Genomic DNA, 17,983 nt, shown 5'->3' with positions numbered 1-17,983 from the left:
TAACCTCAACAGGTCAACGGGCGTTGCATAACTGCTAGAACACCAATTCAGTAATGCTGGAAGAACCTCTCCCCCTACCCCTCTCCTACGAGGAGAGGGGAGTTTGGCTCCCCCTTCCCTAGTAGGGAAGGGGGCTGGGGGGTTAGGTTTTTGATTACTGAATCGATGCTCTAGACACAATAGTAAGGAACCATATTATATGGTAGCTTATTAAAATAGCTAGACTGTGATTCTTCCTACATCCAACCTGGAGAGTTTATGCCCAAGCTCAACGTTAAACAGAAAAACTGGTTATTATCGGCTCATGTGGCCTTTGGGAGCATTTGGTTTGGTGCAGCTTTGTGCATGGTAGCGATCGCACTGAAAAATGCTCATACTACTAACGGTGATGAACTGTATGGGATTAATGCAACGTTGAAACTATTGGATGATTTCGTCGTGATTCCCGCAGCTAACTTGTCTTTATTAACTGGGGGACTGCTTTGCTGGTTAACGATTTGGGGATTTTTTAAACACTACTGGGTAATTGTCAAATGGGTTGCGACAGTCACCTTGATTACTACAGGAACTATTTGGCTAGGGCCTTGGGTAAACGCAGCTACTAGTATTTCGGATGTAGAGCGATCGCAAGCATTAATCAACCCACTGTATAACTTTGATATCAAAGGCGTTCTCATCGGCGGTACAATTCAAAACTTATGTATACTTGCTATCATTGCTATTTCCGTGCTGAAGCCTTGGGGTAGAAGAATAGTTAAATCGCCAGAACAAGCCACAGCAAAAAGCAGCGAATAGAGAACAGATTGATAATTCTAAGTAGAGAGGCGAAATTTTGCGTCTCTACTACAAATCTGATATTCTCATCAGCTTTCCAGCGAGATGGGAATGCAGATAATAAACTCTGCACCCTGACCTAGTTCTGACTGACAAACAAGAGAACCACCGTGTTTTTCAGTGACAATTTGGTAGCTAATCGATAAACCCATACCCGTGCCTTTACCCACAGGTTTTGTCGTGAAGAAAGGATCGAACAGGCGTTGTCGAACTGGCTCTGGTATTCCTATACCGTTGTCTGCAATGCGGATTTCAACTTGATGCGCATTCACTTGTTGAGTGTGAATAGTAATCCTGGGGCCAGTCATTTTTCCGGGATTGTTCACTAATGAATCTTCCAACGCATCAATAGCATTACTCAACACATTCATAAACACTTGATTTAACTCTCCTGCATAGCATTCAACTAGAGGCAGATTGCCATAATTTTTGATAATCTCAACACCTGGATGCTCTGACTTCGCTTTGAGGCGATGTTGCAGAATCATCAAGGTACTGTCAATCCCATCATGAATATTCACCGCTTTTCTTTCAGATTCATCCATCCGCGAGAAGGTGCGCAGAGAAGCGACAATTTTGCGAATTCGGTCTGCGCCTACCCGCATAGAAGACAGTAATTTAGGTAAATCTTCCAGCAGAAATTCCAAATCAATTGCTTGGGCTTCTTCTTGAATTTCTGGATGAGGAGATGGGTAATGTTTTTGATAGAGTTCCAACAATCTCAGCACTTCTTCTGTGTATTCGTTGGCATGATTGAGATTGCCATAGATAAAATTAACTGGATTGTTGATTTCGTGAGCAACGCCAGCTACTAGTTGTCCTAAGCTGGACATTTTCTCTGTTTGTACAAGTTGAGCCTGGGTTTTTTGAAGTTTTTCCAAATATTGTTGGAGTTGTTCGGCTTTTTCTCGCTCTCGCGTTTCGGATGCTTGCAAAGCTGTGTTTTTAACTTCGAGTTCTTGGGAGTAAGTTTGCAAATTGGTATAAAGACGGGCGTTATCAACTGCGATCGAAATTTGTGCAGTTAATAAACTTAGCACCTTCACCCGTTCTGGAGTAAAAGCACCAGGAATCAGGTTATTTTCCAAATAAATAATCCCAGTAAACTTGCCAGAATGAATTAGTGGCAAACATAAAATCGACTTAGATTGATGCGTGGAGATATAAGTATCAGTTGCAAACCGGGAATCTTGGACAGCATCATCTAAGACTAGGTTTTCTTTGGTTCTCTCGACGTAGTTAAATAAAGCAACTGGTAGTAAAGGTGAATCTGTTTCTGATTGCGAGTTAATAATAACGCTAACGTCTTTCCCTTCAACAATTCCCGCTGCTTCTGGCATCCATTGATTCTCGTGCTTAGTAATCAAGTAACCTTGGACAGCACCAGCATTTTCGATGACAATTTTCATCATTTTTTGCACCAGGCGATTTAGCTTCATTTCTTCTGACAACACCTGCGCAGCTTTCATCACTGTCATCAAGTCAAGAATATGAGCGCTTCCGGTAGTAGTAGAACTGGTTTGAGTTAGGTCTAGGTGCTTTATCGATTTTTCTGTGGTGGCAGTTCGTGTAATTAAATGTGGGTATTTTGCTTCTAAATCTTTGACTTTTGCAACAGCACCCCAACGCATATAGCAGTAGTACGCATCTGTCATATAGGTTTTAGCAATGCTTTGTTTACCCCATGAAAGATAGAATTTAGCTGCAAGTTCGTAAGCTAATGCTTCTTCGTTGATGTATTCGTTTTCTTTAGCAAGTGCGATCGCTTTATCATACATCTCAATCGCTGCTAATTTTTCATCCAAAACTCGATATTTTTCTGCCTCTACTAAATAGAATTTGTGCAGATAATTCATGGGTGCATGATGCGCCCATTTTTGCATTTTTTCTTGATTAGCTTGGACGCGCTCAAAAATGGCTTTTTGCTCATACCCTTGGATATTAGGATACACGGCTAAGTGTGCTAAAGAATCATAAAACTTGAAAATAGGAACAACAGGCAATCCTACTAGTGCGTTCAAACACTTTTCTGCTATGGCACTATTTTCCATCGCTGCGGAATAATTTTCAAACCAGTAACTCAGTGAAAATTTGTTCAAGTATATGTAGCCAACTCCCGCATCGTCTTTCGTTTGCTGATGCTGTGGCAACTTTATCTGCTCATCGTAGACTTCACCCTTGAGACAGCAAGTATTTTCACTTTTTCCCAACAAATTTAAGATAGTCTGCCAATAGGTTTCTATATAATTAAGCGCTGTTTCATGCTTAATTTTATGAATAGCATCTCTGTTAATTGCTATCTCTTTTTCAAAGACAGTCAGTTCTTTGCCGCTAAAGTAAGCTAAACAGGAATACTGTAGTAGATTATAACCAGCATATTCTAAATCGCCTGTCTCTATTCCACTAGAATAAGCTGACACCAAAGGCTTTAAACTTTCTCTCAGATGCTCTTTGCAAGGTCGGATAAATAGATTTACGATGAAGGCCGTTTTGGCTTTCATTTCTTGAGCATTCAACTTTGATACCAGACTTAAAGCCAATTGACCGAACTGATAACCTAAATCAATATCTTCTACAACGCCACAAAGAAGAAAACCATAATTGGCGTAAGCAAAGGGAGAAACAGAAGCATTACCATATTGGACGGATAAATTTACTTGTTTGCACACCGTCAAGGGTAATAGTGCAGGAGCAGCAATGTATGCAGGAGCAAAGATACTTGACAAAAGCCTCATAGCTGCTAGTTTGTAGGGATCGGACATTTGAGGCAGATCAACAAAATCTTCAATTTGCTTGCCTTTCAAAGTTGCCGCAGTTTCCCCTAGCACCTGCCCAATATCTGACGCGTTCGGCTCTTGGGGAAACTCCACTCCTAACAGCCTCAACACTTGTAGCGCTGTATTAACTGCTTCTAGCAGTCTGTTTTGTCCCATGTATGCTTGCATCTGGACTTCATACACTTTAATTTTGTCCAGCAGCGTTCTAGCGCAGTTTTGTACTACCTCAACGAACTTCTGCATTCCTGCAAAATCACCGCTTAAAAAAGCTGCTTCTGCTACTTCCTCATACAGTGCTAATGTCAGTTCATAGTGACTTTCCCAGCTATCAACTGCTAACAGCCCTAAACCTACTTGCAAATATTTGATCGCAGAATCATATGCTGTTGCGGCTTTGGCTTTTTGCCCAGCTATCAAGTTAAGTTGGGCTAGTTCATATTTTTCTGTTTGGGTTGTTAGTAAATCAATACCATAATTGAGTTGATTGACTAAAGCAAAGACATTTTCTTTACGTTCTTCTAGTGTTGTATTTTGTAACAATAATTGACCAATTCTCAGGTGCGTTGCTTTTTTCTCTGCATCAGGAATCAAAGAATATGCGGCTTGTTGTACTCGGTCATGTAAGAATTTGTAGTTAACTTTGACATCCGTTAAATTAATTTTGCTAGATTCTTCCTGACCAAACACTAAAGGAATTTTGTAATCTTGAGTTAACGGCAAAATAAACCCAGCTTGCAGCGCAGTCCACAGTTGTGTTGCAGTAGTTAGGGGTGATGCTTCGTTAACAATTGCTAAGACATCTAAATTAAAAGTATTACCAATACAAGCAGCCAATTTCAAAACTTTTTGCGTTTCTATTGATAGTTTGCGAATGTTTCTGGCTGTCAGTTCGACAACATTCAGGTCAGTAATACCTATCGCTTGAATATATTGGATATTCCACTGCCACAGCCCTGAATGGAAGTTGTATGTTAATAAGTCTTCTTGATGTAGAGTTTTGAGCAGTTGTGTTAAGAAGAACGGATTTCCCCCTGTTTTGTGCAACAGTAATTCTGCTAGTGGCTTGGTATGTTCTGTGTCATTCAATGTATCAGCAACTAACGCTTCTACATCTGTTAACTGCAACGGTGATAAGACAAGGTGATTCACCACAGCATCGGCTGTTTGAATTTTCTCCAAACTCATCATCAACGGATGGGTGCGCGAGACTTCGTTATCGCGGTATGCTCCAATTAATAATAGATATTGGCGATCGCTATCCGTCATCAATAACTCAATTAAATTTAACGATGCCGAATCTGCCCACTGTAAATCATCCAGAAACACAACCAAGGGATGCTCTTGGCTAGTAAATACTCCGATAAATTGCCCAAAAACACGATTGAAGCGATTTTGCGATTCAGCCGCACCCAGTTGTGTCACAGCTGGCTGAGTGCCAATAATTAGTTCGACCTCTGGAATCACATCGATAATAACTTGCCCATTTTCCCCCAATGCGGTTAACAGTTTCTCTTTCCATACTTGAATTTGGGCTTCGCTTTCGGTGAGTAATTGCCCAATTAAAGATTGGAAGGCTTGAATCAACGACGCATAGGGAATATTGCGCTTGAATTGGTCAAACTTGCCGGCAATAAAATAACCTCTTGCGCCCACAATTGGTTTATGAACTTCATTGACAACGCTAGTTTTACCAATCCCGGAATAACCGGAAACAAGCATCATTTCGCTGCAACCACTTGCCACACGCTCAAATGCAGTCATCAAGGTTGAAACTTCAGTTTCGCGTCCGTACAACTTTTGGGGAATCAAAAATTGTCCCGATTTATCTCGTTTTCCGAGTACAAAATTGACAATTTTGCCAGTCGTTTGCAGTTGAAACAAACATTCCTCTAAATCTGCTTTCAGTCCCCAAGCGCTTTGATATCGCTCCTCTGCTGTTTTGGCTAATAGTTTCAAAATAATCGCACTAATCGCCTCTGGCACATCTTCTGGAATGCGACACACTGTTTCTTTGCAAGGTGCGGCGGGTATTTTGGCAATGTGACAGTGTACCAATTCCATTGGGTCGGAAGTATGAAATGGCAAAGTACCTGTCAGCATTTCATATAACGTCACACCCAAAGAGTAAAAATCTGTGCGATAATCGATCGCTCGATTCATTCTGCCTGTTTGCTCAGGCGACATATAGGCCAGTGTACCTTCTAGCAAATTCGGATTGCTCAAGGTGGGATTTTCTTTATCAAGGCGCGAGGAAATACTAAAGTCAATTAGTTTAACTTCTCCAGATTCGGGGTCAATTAAAATATTATGTGGCTTAATATCTTTATGAATAATTTGTTGGGCGTGCAACTCTCCTAAGGTGTGTGTCAGATTAATTGCGACTTTTAGGAAAATAATCAAGTTGGTTGTTTGATTAGTAATTACTTCTTTGAGCAAGTAACCTGGAATGTCTTCCATTACCAAAGCCAGACTATGATGATAATTCTTTAATTCGTAGGGTTTAACAATGCCTGGAATTTGCAGCGGCTCAATAATTTGATATTCGTGGCGCAGCCGTGCAATGTCTTCTAAAGATGGATGTTCGTCCACAAGAGTTTTGACAATGACGGACGCATTATCGGTATTTCTCCGTCCGCGATAAATGATGGTTTTACTGCCACAGTGAAGGGTTTCTAGGAGTTGATAACCAGATAGTGTTGTTGTCATTTTGAGCTTGCAACATGATAAGCATTCTTAATATGCCCATGCAAGTTGAGCTTTGTAACTTTTCAAACAAAACTATATATTTTTTAATGAGGTGTTACGACTACTAATTTAGAAGAGTAACTCCTTACCAACCTGATTTTGCTGGGCTGATTACCCTATTAAATACTAGAAATAACACGAGATTATATGTAAATAATCAAACTTTTTGATACCTCATCCCTGGAAGTTGCGAGACTAAACCCATAAGTTCTAGTTGTAATAAAACACTAGAAACAGAACTAGCGGGAATACCTGTTGTTTGAACGATCGCATCCAAGGGTAAAGTATCAGAAGCGATCGCATCGATTACTTGTTGCATTTGCGGTGCTAAAGTCGGCAAACTTAACTGTTCTATTGCTGGGGAAGTTGTCACAGCATCTAGTTTTGGAACTGCACCTAATAAAGTTAATAGTTCATCTAATTCTCGAAAAATTATCGAAGCGCCTTGAGAGATTAACTTTAAACAGCCTTGGGATGGGTAATCATCGAGTCTTCCTGGGAGTGCATAGATATCTCTGCCAAAATCGTTAGCGTAGGTAGCAGTAATTAACGCACCAGATTTTAAAGGCGCTTCCATTACCAAAATGGCACGGCTTAAACCTGCAATAATTCTATTGCGTCTAGGGAAATTTTTGCGATCGGGTGGGGTTTTGGCAGGATATTCACTCAGCACTAAACCTGCATCTAAAATCTGCTTGTACAAATCTCGATTTTTGTGGGGATAAATCACATCTACACCTGTTCCTAACACTGCAATTGTCCTTCCACCCGCTTTAATTGTGGCGCTGTGACTTTCGGTGTCAATTCCTTCCGCCATCCCCGAAACAACCGTAAAGCCATTTTTCGCCAAAGCCGTACTAATTTGGCGAGTCCAGCGAATACCATATTCGGAAGGTTGGCGGGTTCCAACAATTCCCACCATTGGTTTTTGTCCGAGATTTTCTGCTAAATCCACTTTACCCCGATAGTACAAAACTGGTGGTGGACTGGGTGTTTCTAACAGCAAGCGGGGATAATCTGCATCGGCTGGTGTCCAGAAACAAGGGTTTTCTTGCAGGTGTTGGGTAAGTAATTGTTCTGGATGTAATTGCGATCGCTCTTTTACTACTTTAGCCAATGTTTGCAAACCAAAACCTTCAACTTCCCCTAATTCAGCCTTGGTAGCTTCCCAAGCTGTAGATAAAGTCCCAAAATGCTGGTGCAATCGTTGCAACAACACCGGGCCAATTCCCGAAATTTGCGCCCAAGCTAACCAATATGCTCGTTCTTCTAACACTTGCTGATCCTCGCACCCACTCTCGTTGAGTATTCCCAAATTAGACGAGGCAATTGTGAGAATTATCTTCAAATTTACCAATTGTAGAGCGATCGCTAATTTTTAACTACTTTTAAAGTATGCAAATTATTATCTGCACAACCAGTAATAAATCCACCCATTGCTTGAATTTGTTGCAGATATGCTAAAGCTGCTTTGGTAATAATTTCTCCTGGCATTAATACCGGGATTCCGGGAGGGTAGGGACAGACGATTTCGGCACAGATGCGATCGCTTGTTTGTTCTAATGGTACAGTTTCACTAGCAGCAAAAAACGCATCACGAGGAGATATCTGTACAGCATACTCCTCAAAATTCTGCTCAACTGGGCGATTTACAATTACTCTGTTACTACGATACTTTTCGGCAAGAATATCAAAACCTTGGATTAATTGCTCAATATCACTAGCGGTGTTCCCTAAACTAATAATAAAAGTCAGATTCCGCAATGATGAGAATTCCGCAGTTACGCCTAGCTTTTCGTCTAAAATTTCCTCGGCTTCAAATCCAGTTAAACCTAACTCAGTCAAGTTCACCGTTAACCGAGTTCTATCTAATTCCTCAAAGCCAGGTGATAATTTTTGCTGCAAAATTGATAAACCGGGAATTTGACTGATTTTGCTTCTCGCTAAATCTGCAAGTTGCAAAGTGCGCGACATAAGTTGTTCGCCATTCACCGCCATTTGCTGACGTGCTGCATCTAAAGAAGCTAACAGTATATAACTAGGACTGGTAGACTGGACAAGTTGCAAAGCTTTACTCACACGGTCAATATCTATTCTCTGTCCTTGAACGTGTAACATCGATGCTTGCGTCATCGCACCGAGTACTTTGTGAATTGACTGGACAGTTAAATCTGCACCTGCGGCTAAAGCTGGGGTAGGTAATTCTGGATGAAAGGTGAAGTGTGCGCCGTGAGCTTCGTCTACCAGTAAAGGAATATTATATTGATGGGTAATTTGGGCGATCGCACCTAAATCTCCGCAGACACCGTAATATGTCGGGTAAACTGTCAACACTGCTTTAGCATCAGGATGCTTTTGTAGCGTTGCTTCTACCGCATCGGGTGTGATACTGTGAGCAATATCAAAAACTGGGTCATATTCAGGATTAACAAAAATTGGTATCGCGCCGGAGAGAATTAAACCAGCGATCGCAGAAGAATGCACATTTCGCGGCAAAATAATTTTATCGCCTGTACCGCAGGTAGCCAGAATTGCCGCTTCAATACCACAGGTAGAACCATTGACAAGAAACCATGTTTGTGCAGCACCAAACGCTTCCGCCGCCAATGCTTGTGCTGCTTGAATCACACCTTGGGGTGCAAACAAACTATCTAACTGAGCTAATTCCGTTAAATCTGCGTGAAATACAGTTTCACCAAGTAAATCAGCCAATGACTGCGGAATTCCCTGACCTCGCTTGTGTCCAGGAGTGTAAAACGGCGCGTGAGGATTTACTGTACAAGCTTTGATCGCATCTAATAAAGGCGTTTCGTTTTGGTTAAGCATTAAACAAAGAATAGAATTTCATACTTCACACTTCATACTTCACACTTTTAACACTTTCTTAAACTCCGCTTGATTGTCGGTTGGTAGGTTCATTGCATTTGTGCGGAAACAAACTAAGGGTGGATATGGATTTTATCAATTGCGATCGCCTATTATCAAATCGTTATAAACGGCGGAGTATTTTACTTGGTGCAGGATTTTTTACAGGTTTAGCATTAACTAGTCAATGGGAACCAGCATTAGCAACATCGAGATTTTCTAGCTATCCATTTACCTTGGGTGTAGCTTCTGGCGACCCTTTACCCGATAGTGTGGTGTTATGGACAAGGTTAGCACCCGACCCCCTCAATGGCGGTGGAATGCCCCCCAGAAATGTGGTGGTACACTGGGAAGTTGCCATAGACGAGAATATGCGAAAAGTTGTCCGACGTGGTAAAACTTTAGCGATCGCAGATTTAGCACATTCAGTACACGTTGATGTTCAAGGGTTAGAACCTAACCGTTGGTATTGGTATCAGTTTCGGGTAGCAAATGAACTTAGCCCCATCGGTCGGACTCGTACAGCACCAGCATTCAACAGTTCTATTCAACAATTGAACTATGCTTTTGTTTCTTGCCAAGATTGGCAAAATGGCTTTTACACAGCTTACCGACATCTAGCGGAAGAAGATATTGAATTAGTTGTACATCTTGGTGATTACATTTACGAATACGGGCCAGAAACTGGGGGGCCACGTCAGCATAATAGCCCAGAAATTATGACTTTGAATGACTACCGTAACCGTCACGCACTTTATAAAACCGACCCAAATCTGCAAGCAGTTCATGCAGCCTTTCCTTGGATAGTTACATGGGACGACCATGAAGTAGAAAACAACTACGCCAACTTAATTTCAGAAGATAACGTCAACCCAAAAGAATTTGCCCAACGCCGCGCCAATGCGTATAAAGCATACTACGAACACATGCCACTGCGCTTATCTTCACTGCCCATTGGTGCTAACGCCCAGCTTTATCGGCGCTTGAGTTATGGGAATTTAGCTCAGTTTCACGTTTTGGATACCCGTCAATTCCGCACAGACCAACCTTGTAATGATGGACTCAAGCCTCGTTGTCTGCAAGCCTTTGACGAAAATGCAACCATGACAGGCTCAGAGCAAGAACGCTGGCTATTCCAAGGTTTAGATAAATCCCCCGCCCGTTGGAATATTATTGCCCAGCAGACGATGTTTGCTCAATTCGATTTTGATCCTCGTCCAGAGATTGGGGTGTTTAACTTAGATCAATGGGATGGTTATGTAGCAGCACGTCAGCGAATTGTGAATTTCCTCAACCAGCGCCGTCCCTCTAACCCTGTGGTGATTACTGGTGATATCCATTCCAGTTGGGTACACGATGTAAAACTTGATTTTAATAATCCATCCTCAGTAACAGTGGCGACTGAGTTTGTTGGTACTTCCATTACCTCCGACTTTCCCACCTCATTCATTGCGCCAGTGCAAGCCGCTTTGAGTGCTAATCCCCACACTAAGTTTTTCGACGGTGCATACCGGGGCTATGTCCGTTGTCAAGTCACTCCCAGACAGTGGCAAAGTGATTATCGAGCTGTTTCTAGCATAGTTGACCCCAATGCAACTATTAGAACCTTAGCTTCCTTTGTTGTCCAAGATGGGCAACCAGGAGCATATCGGCAAGCTTAATTCTGACGCTCCTGTTAATAACTAGATTGTTGTAGGTGGTATTTGCCCACCTACACTTTTTGCATAATTTCATAGAGGAAAATCTAAAGTTTTGTTAAGCAATGCGTAATTCTTCGGAGTCACTCTGAATTTATAAATAGAGAGAAAAAGTTCACACCTCAAGCTTGTGACTTGTAACTCAGCAATGCTAAACAGCTAAATTCATTTGTCTACTACATTAAAAAGCCAACCAAAATCTATGCAATCCCAAGAAACAGAACCAACAGTTATTGATTCGCAAATATTACCAGAGTTATACGCTGATTTGTCCAAAGAAATATACAGTAATCTGAATCATGATAAACTAGCTGAATTATTAGAAAAATATGGTCTGTCAGATTTAGAATCATTTCAATTACAGTTCTTAATCGACCTAAGTCAAATTAAATCCAGCCAAGAAAATCAAGGAATTTTGCCTAGTATTACCCCACCAAAGGTTAAATTACAAGGTTATTACTACAATGGACAATGGTATAGCTGTGGTTTTCCCTAAAAATACACTGCATCTTGCTCATACAAGGCAAAAAAGCAGATTGAGAAACATTTTTCTGTAGTAAATATTAGAAGGGAGTAATCTTTCTTTTACTATTACTAATAAGTTACGACAACCAAATAAAAATTTGCTCAATCAAAAAAAGCGGTGTTGTCCCTATTAGAATATAGATAACACCGCTTTTTTTTCATAAATTTAGTGCTATTTGATAAAACTCTTTTCGCTACAAATAAAGTTGCAAAATAGCAGTAAAAATAAACGTTGATAAGCAGCATAACCAACGAATTTTGTCAATTCTTCAACAGGTCATTGCATTTTAAAAGTACAATCACAATTGTTCAGTGAGTTGTGTGGAGATATGAGCAATCTTCATTGGTGGTCAAGAATTTTAGGCAGTGCAATAGGTAGTGTTATAGCTTTTTCTGCTAACTCAACTTCTGCCCAAATCATGCAGGATGGGACATTGCCCACCAATTCTCAAGTCACAAACCAGAACAATACTACAATAATTACAGGGGGTACTCGCGTCGGTGATAACCTCTTCCATAGTTTTGTGAATTTTTCTGTCCCTGCTAACACTACAGCTAGTTTTCAAAATACTGCTGGTATTCAAAACATTATCAGCCGCGTAACAGGAAATTCTATTTCTGAAATTGATGGTACTCTCCAGGCTGGAGGTACAGCTAACCTGTTTTTGATTAACCCCAACGGAATTGTGTTTGGGCCTCAAGCTACATTAAATATTGGCGGTTCTTTTCTGGCAAGTACAGCTAGTAGGATTAACTTTGCTGATGGCAAGACATTTAGTGCTACAGATACACAAGTTTCATCTCTACTATCTGTCAGTATTCCCATTGGTTTACAATTCACAGCGATCGCGGCGCCTATCCGCAATCTATCTCAAGCAAGTCCCAATGGTACGACTAATGTGATTGGTCAACCTGTTGGCTTACAGGTGCAGTCAGGTAAAACATTAGCTCTAGTGGGCGGTAATTTATTCTTAGATGGAGGAAATATAACAGCGAAGTCGGGAAATATTGAATTAGGAAGTGTTGTGCCTAATAGTCTAGTTACTCTCAAGCCCATAAGCCAGGGTTGGGTCTTGGGATATGAAAATGTCAATAATTTTCAAAATATTCAACTAGCTCAACGAATAGTTGGTAGCACGGCGGTAGGTTCTGTCCTAGATGCTAGTGGTGTAGATGGTGGTGGCAGAATTACAGTACAAGGTAACACTGTCGAACTAATTAGCCGCTATGCAATTGTTACAAGTCAAACTCTAGGTATGAGAGACGGCCAAGACTTAACAATTAACGCTAAGAACTTAATTCTTCGGGATGGCGCACAAATTCGTGTTTCTACTTTCAACAAGGGGGATGGGGGAAATTTGAATGTCAATGCTTCTGATTCAGTGGAGTTAATTGGTGGGATTGTTGAGCCAGTTAATCGTTTTATAGCCACTGCATTGGTGAGTGATACTGCTGGTGATGGTCATGCGGGTGATATTACAGTAAACACTAGTAGATTGCGCTTACAAAACGGCGCAGAAATTTCAGCTGGCTCTGGTGGTAATTTAGATCCTTCAACTTTGACCTTGATACCAGCTAAAGGTAACGGAGGAAATATAACAATCAATGCTTCTGATTCAGTGCAGATAACTGGTATCTCAGCAGTAGGTTTTCCTAGCAATTTGTCTGCCACAACTATAGGCCCTGGAGCAGCAGGTACAGTGACAGTTAATACAGTAAAATTATTGATAAGAGATGGTGGTATAGCTGTTACTAGTCGAATTCCAAGACTTCCACCTGTGATTAAATATCAAGGAAATGTCAATGAACTAGGTACAGCAGGTGAAATAAATGTAAATGCTGGTTCTATCCTGCTGGATGAGAAAGGACAAATCTCCTCTAATAGTCAAGGTGGTGGAGGTGGGAATATTACGTTGCAGGTGCAAGATGTATTATTATTACGTCGCAATAGTCAAATTTCCACAAATGCAGGTACAGCCAACGCTCCAGGGAATGGTGGCAATATTACCATCAATGCACCTAATGGTTTTCTAGTCGCTACTCCCCAAGAAAATAATGACATTACAGCCAATGCCTTTTCTGGTACTGGTGGTAGGATTTTCATCAACGCCAATAGTATATTTGGATTTGTGCAGCGCGATCGCTCCGACTTAATCAGCCTCTTAGGTACTGAAGATCCAAGACAACTAGACCCCGGTAGACTACCAACCAGTGATATTACCGCTTTTTCGCTACAAAACCCTTCATTAAACGGTATTATCCAAATCAACACACCCGATGTTGACCCCAGCAGAGGATTATTAGAACTACCCGCAGATCCAGTTGATGCTTCTCGGCAAATTGCCACAGCTTGTAAACCAGGGGGTAAATTCAAACGAGGTTCTCTTGTCGCCACAGGTAGGGGAGGAATTGCACCCAGTCCCACAGACCCTTTAATGGATGATACAGTCCTAGCCAATTGGATTACTCTAGATGACGAGAGTGAAAATACTGCTAGTACTCAGCCCCATCGAATAAACACACAAAAAGTAGATTTTGTCAATCAAACAACTAAAATTGTCCCAGCCCAAGGCTGGGTGACAGATGGCAAAGGAAATGTGACTTTAGTTGCACAAGCACCCACTGTCACACCCCATAGCCCATTACTCAATCCAGCATCTTGTGCTGTACCTCATAGCAATTTTTAATATCTTGTCTGACTGATCATTGATGATTCGCTGCAACTGTGCAGCAACTACAAAACCCTCTCCCCTGCACCCTGCAACGCCAGTCGCTACAAGTCGGGAAACCCGACGACAGTTGCTACATTTGATGAGTGTGGAGCGATCGCTTGTGAAATACTGGAATAAATAAAGCGTTGATTAATGGTGGAAGAATTACTGGCGATCGCTGCGCCAACTCCTACAGTGATCGCTCACCTGCTTTTATGTCTAATTTTTCATCTTATTGACATTCTAAGTTTAGAGCAATTTGCTGTGAGTTAACTTCTTCTGTAAATACCTCTGTTGCAACATATTTTTGGCAGGCTTTTAGGTATGCCACCTTGAGCTAGTTTTACCTCTAATTCTAGCGTTTCTCTGCCTTGCAATCGCTCAATAACAGTAACAAGCAAATTAGTAACAGCAGTATCGCCAGACATACTTGAATTTGATTTACCTTTGAAATAATAATTGCTGTAGTTTATCACAGATAAACAATTGTGATTGAAGTAGCTGATAAGTGCATTACCCAAGTCTTTTATAAGCGTTCGCCTCAAAGTACATTCTGCTACAAAAAACTTTTATTCTTTCCCACTCTTGGGTGTTTTTGGCATCGACTCAATTAATGCTCGTAGAACTTTATTAACTGATTCAGGAGTTTTGAAAACTTTTGCTACATCTTCATCCAAAACTACAACTGTTAAACTTTGTGTTCCACTTCGGTTAGCAAAACGGTTTGGTTTTGCTTTCCGGTAATCAAAGTTGTACTCAGCCAAAAGCTCGTCATCAGAATTTTGTGATTGTTCAAAATGTGTTTCGTTCATAATCTTCACGTTCCTTTCGAGTCGCTAAACGGGCGCTAATGATACGAATATTATTGGAACGCTCGGTGAATGAAATCAGCAGCAAGCGATTTTGTCTGGAGTGACCAATAATGATTTCTCGCTGATCATTTATAGAAGAGTGCGTTTGATCATTAAAGATAACTGCTAACGGATTATCAAAAACAGTTTTAGCTTCTTCAAAGCTGACTCCGTGTTTCTTTAAATTCGTAGTTGCTTTGGACTCATCCCACTCGAACTCCATGTCCCAATAATATCGAATCTATGATTAAAACATCACCTAATTAAACTGTTAAAGCTTGCCGCACTTCTATTGGTTCACCAGTCAAGCTAAAAGCGCGAACTTCGGTAATTTTAACTTTCACCAATTGCCCTTTGAGTTCATTAATATCGCCTGTAAAAAATGTCAAACGATTACCGCGTGTACGTCCCATAACTTGAGTTTGATCTTTGGGGTTTTGGTCTTCGACTAATACTTCTTCGATGCGACCAAAATAACGCTGCGATCGCTCGGCTGCTTTGATAGCCACTAAATGATTTAATCTTTGTAGGCGATCGCTTTTTACTTCTTCACTCAGTTGATTTTCCCACAATGCTGCGGGTGTTCCCGGACGTGGTGAATAGGCGGCTGTGTTCAATTGGTCAAAACCAATATCTTCAACCAGCTTCAAGGTATTCTCAAATTGTTCCTCTGTCTCACCAGGAAAGCCGACAATGGCATCAGCACTAATTGACGCATCCGGCATATACTTGCGAATCGTATCAATAATCCGGCGATATTTCTCGTGAGTGTAACCCCGTGACATCGCTTTTAATACATCGTTATCCCCAGACTGAAACGGAATATGGAAGTGTTCGCACACCTTGGGTAATTCCGCACAAGCTTTAATCAATCTTTCCGTGAAATAACGAGGATGGCTGGTAGCAAATCTTAGCCGTTCAATTCCTGGTACATCATGCACGTAATACAGCAAATCTGTGAATGTGTGCAAATGTCGCCCTTCTGGAGTGACACCAGGTAAATCTCTACCGTAAGCGTCAATATTTTGACCGAGCAAAGTTACTTCCTTATAACCTTGCCGTCCGAGTTCTTCCATTTCGGCGCGGATAGCTTCTGGTGTGCGGGACTGTTCTACACCACGCACGTTTGGAACTACGCAATAAGTACAGCGTTCGTTACAACCATAAATCACATTCACCCAAGCAGTAACTTTGCTATCCCGGCGCGGTTGGGTGATGTCTTCCATAATGTGGACTGGTTCAGTCGCAACAATTTGATTACCGCCAAAGACTGATTCCAGCAAATCTTTGAGGCGGTTGGCGTGTTGTGGCCCCATGACTAAATCTAATTCTGGGACGCGTCGTAACAGTGCTTCGCCTTCTTGTTGTGCGACACAACCAGCCACAACCAAGGTTAAATCTGGCTGTTCGTGTTTGCGCTTGGCTTGTCTGCCAAGGTAAGAATAGACCTTCTGCTCGGCATTGTCTCGAATTGTGCAGGTATTGTAGAGAATTACATCTGCATTATTTGGATCTTCGGAAAACTCAAAGCCCATGTCTTCTAAAATGCCAGCCATGCGCTCTGAGTCGGCTTTATTCATTTGGCAACCGAAGGTAGTAATGTGATAGCGGCGTTTAGAAGTGGTCATGGGAATTATGCTTAATTAGCGTGATGTTAAATATGCTTGGTTTCTGTTTCTATTCTATGTTTTAAACGCAGAGGTACGCAAAGGAAAACAAAGGAGGTACACAGAGTGATTTCTGAATCAACTATTCCCTACTCCCTATTCTCTGTTCCCCCTGCGCCTAACTGTGGCACAATAAAGAACTGTAATAAAAAAAATTGTTAAGGTAATTTAGTGACTCCAACTGCTCAATCCACGGCAAGTGCGCGTCGCGTGGTATTTCCATTTACGGCAATTGTGGGCCAGGAAGAAATGAAACTGGCGCTGCTGTTGAACGTGATTGATCCCAAAATCGGTGGTGTAATGATTATGGGCGATCGCGGCACCGGCAAAACAACAACTATCCGGGCGTTAGCGGATTTGTTGCCAGAAATCCCTGTAGTCGCTAATGACCCCTTTAACAGTCACCCCAGCGACACCGACCTGATGAGCGATGAAGTCCGCCAAAAACTAGAACAAGGTGCGGATATTCCCGTAGACCACAGAAAAGTCCAGATGGTAGACCTGCCGTTGGGAGCTACAGAAGACCGAGTATGCGGTACTATCGACATCGAGAAAGCTTTGTCTGAGGGTGTGAAAGCTTTTGAACCAGGACTTCTAGCTAAAGCTAACCGAGGCATTCTCTACGTGGATGAAGTCAACTTGCTAGATGACCACCTCGTAGACGTGTTACTCGACTCTGCTGCTAGTGGCTGGAACACTGTAGAACGGGAAGGGATTTCCATTCGTCACCCTGCGCGGTTTGTACTGGTTGGTTCTGGAAACCCGGAAGAAGGCGAATTGCGTCCCCAGTTACTCGACCGTTTCGGAATGCACGCCGAAATTCACACTGTGAAAGAACCTGCTTTGCGGGTGCAGATAGTTGAACAACGCTCGGAATTTGACCAAAATCCGCCAGCATTTTTGGCACAGCACAAAGCTGACCAAGAAGCACTACAGCAGAAAGTTGTCAACGCTCAAAATCTATTACCACAAGTCAAAATTGATTATGACTTGCGGGTAAAAATTTCGGAAGTTTGTTCGGAGTTGGATGTGGATGGTTTGCGGGGTGATATTGTCACCAACCGTGCAGCCAAAGCATTAACCGCATTTGAAGGACGTACCGAAGTTACTCTTGATGATATCCGACGCGTGATTACTTTGTGCTTGCGTCACAGATTGCGCAAAGACCCCCTAGAATCAATTGATTCTGGTTACAAAGTCGAAAAAGCTTTTGCTCGCGTTTTTGGTGTAGAGTTGCCAGAAGAAGATTCTGCAAAGAAAAACGGCACAGGCGGAATTAAAACGGGTGTACGCTAATTTTCCTTGAAAGGA

13 protein-coding genes are annotated in these 17,983 nt (G+C 41.8%); 6 read left to right on the top strand and 7 right to left on the bottom strand.

All coding sequences use genetic code 11. The features are described from left to right. Window positions 1-258: 258 nt before the first annotated feature. Window positions 259-795, top strand: a complete 537-nt coding sequence (locus ACMX3D_RS29090; protein WP_482749234.1) for a hypothetical protein — start codon at window positions 259-261, stop codon at window positions 793-795. Between the two features lie 68 nt (window positions 796-863). On the opposite strand, the gene ACMX3D_RS29085 is transcribed toward ACMX3D_RS29090, so the two are convergent. The 3 genes from ACMX3D_RS29085 to ACMX3D_RS29075 all read right to left on the bottom strand — a co-directional run bounded on the left by ACMX3D_RS29085 (window position 864) and on the right by ACMX3D_RS29075 (window position 9,182). Then, window positions 864-6,317: a trifunctional serine/threonine-protein kinase/ATP-binding protein/sensor histidine kinase gene (locus ACMX3D_RS29085; RefSeq protein WP_482749233.1), complete on the bottom strand. Its 5,454-nt coding sequence runs from the start codon at window positions 6,315-6,317 to the stop codon at window positions 864-866. 196 nt (window positions 6,318-6,513) lie between these two features. Continuing rightward, window positions 6,514-7,632 (bottom strand): DNA-processing protein DprA, encoded by a 1,119-nt coding sequence (gene dprA, locus ACMX3D_RS29080; RefSeq protein WP_482749232.1) that lies wholly within the window; start codon window positions 7,630-7,632, stop codon window positions 6,514-6,516. Window positions 7,633-7,727: 95 nt separating this feature from the next. After that, the gene (locus tag ACMX3D_RS29075; protein WP_482749231.1) at window positions 7,728-9,182 is read right to left on the bottom strand and encodes an aminotransferase class I/II-fold pyridoxal phosphate-dependent enzyme; all 1,455 of its coding nucleotides are present in this window, start codon (window positions 9,180-9,182) and stop codon (window positions 7,728-7,730) included. Between the two features lie 125 nt (window positions 9,183-9,307). Between ACMX3D_RS29075 and ACMX3D_RS29070 the strand changes: the two genes are divergently transcribed. From ACMX3D_RS29070 to ACMX3D_RS29055, 4 genes are all read left to right on the top strand, one after another. After that, window positions 9,308-10,882: an alkaline phosphatase D family protein gene (locus tag ACMX3D_RS29070; protein ID WP_482749230.1), complete on the top strand. Its 1,575-nt coding sequence runs from the start codon at window positions 9,308-9,310 to the stop codon at window positions 10,880-10,882. Window positions 10,883-11,120: 238 nt separating this feature from the next. After that, window positions 11,121-11,414, top strand: a complete 294-nt coding sequence (locus ACMX3D_RS29065; RefSeq protein WP_482749229.1) for a hypothetical protein — start codon at window positions 11,121-11,123, stop codon at window positions 11,412-11,414. 358 nt (window positions 11,415-11,772) lie between these two features. Then, window positions 11,773-14,130 (top strand): two-partner secretion domain-containing protein, encoded by a 2,358-nt coding sequence (locus tag ACMX3D_RS29060; RefSeq protein WP_482749228.1) that lies wholly within the window; start codon window positions 11,773-11,775, stop codon window positions 14,128-14,130. A 22-nt stretch (window positions 14,131-14,152) separates the two neighbouring features. Further along, window positions 14,153-14,296: a hypothetical protein gene (locus ACMX3D_RS29055; RefSeq protein ID WP_482749227.1), complete on the top strand. Its 144-nt coding sequence runs from the start codon at window positions 14,153-14,155 to the stop codon at window positions 14,294-14,296. Window positions 14,297-14,423: 127 nt separating this feature from the next. Here ACMX3D_RS29055 and ACMX3D_RS29050 read toward each other — a convergent pair whose 3' ends face one another. From ACMX3D_RS29050 to miaB, 4 genes are all read right to left on the bottom strand, one after another. Further along, entirely contained in the window at window positions 14,424-14,582 is a 159-nt protein-coding gene (locus ACMX3D_RS29050) for a hypothetical protein (protein ID WP_482749226.1), read from the bottom strand. A gap of 141 nt (window positions 14,583-14,723) precedes the next feature. Then, complete coding sequence (locus tag ACMX3D_RS29045; protein ID WP_482749225.1) at window positions 14,724-14,966, bottom strand: hypothetical protein; 243 nt, start codon at window positions 14,964-14,966, stop codon at window positions 14,724-14,726. Further along, complete coding sequence (locus tag ACMX3D_RS29040) at window positions 14,947-15,228, bottom strand: BrnT family toxin (RefSeq protein WP_482749224.1); 282 nt, start codon at window positions 15,226-15,228, stop codon at window positions 14,947-14,949. Before ACMX3D_RS29040 ends, ACMX3D_RS29045 begins: the two co-directional genes overlap by 20 nt. A gap of 40 nt (window positions 15,229-15,268) precedes the next feature. Further along, on the bottom strand, window positions 15,269-16,633 hold the full coding sequence (gene miaB / locus ACMX3D_RS29035) for a tRNA (N6-isopentenyl adenosine(37)-C2)-methylthiotransferase MiaB (RefSeq protein ID WP_482749223.1): 1,365 nt from the start codon (window positions 16,631-16,633) through the stop codon (window positions 15,269-15,271). Window positions 16,634-16,843: 210 nt separating this feature from the next. On the opposite strand from miaB, the gene bchI reads away from it, so the two are divergent. Continuing rightward, window positions 16,844-17,968 carry a magnesium chelatase ATPase subunit I gene (gene bchI / locus ACMX3D_RS29030; RefSeq protein ID WP_482749222.1) on the top strand — a complete coding sequence of 375 codons (1,125 nt, stop codon included), beginning with the start codon at window positions 16,844-16,846 and terminating at the stop codon, window positions 17,966-17,968. Window positions 17,969-17,983 lie beyond the last annotated feature (15 nt).

This window comes from Anabaena sp. TISTR 8404 (assembly GCF_056847745.1).
This window is presented reverse-complemented; position numbering and strand designations above follow the sequence as displayed.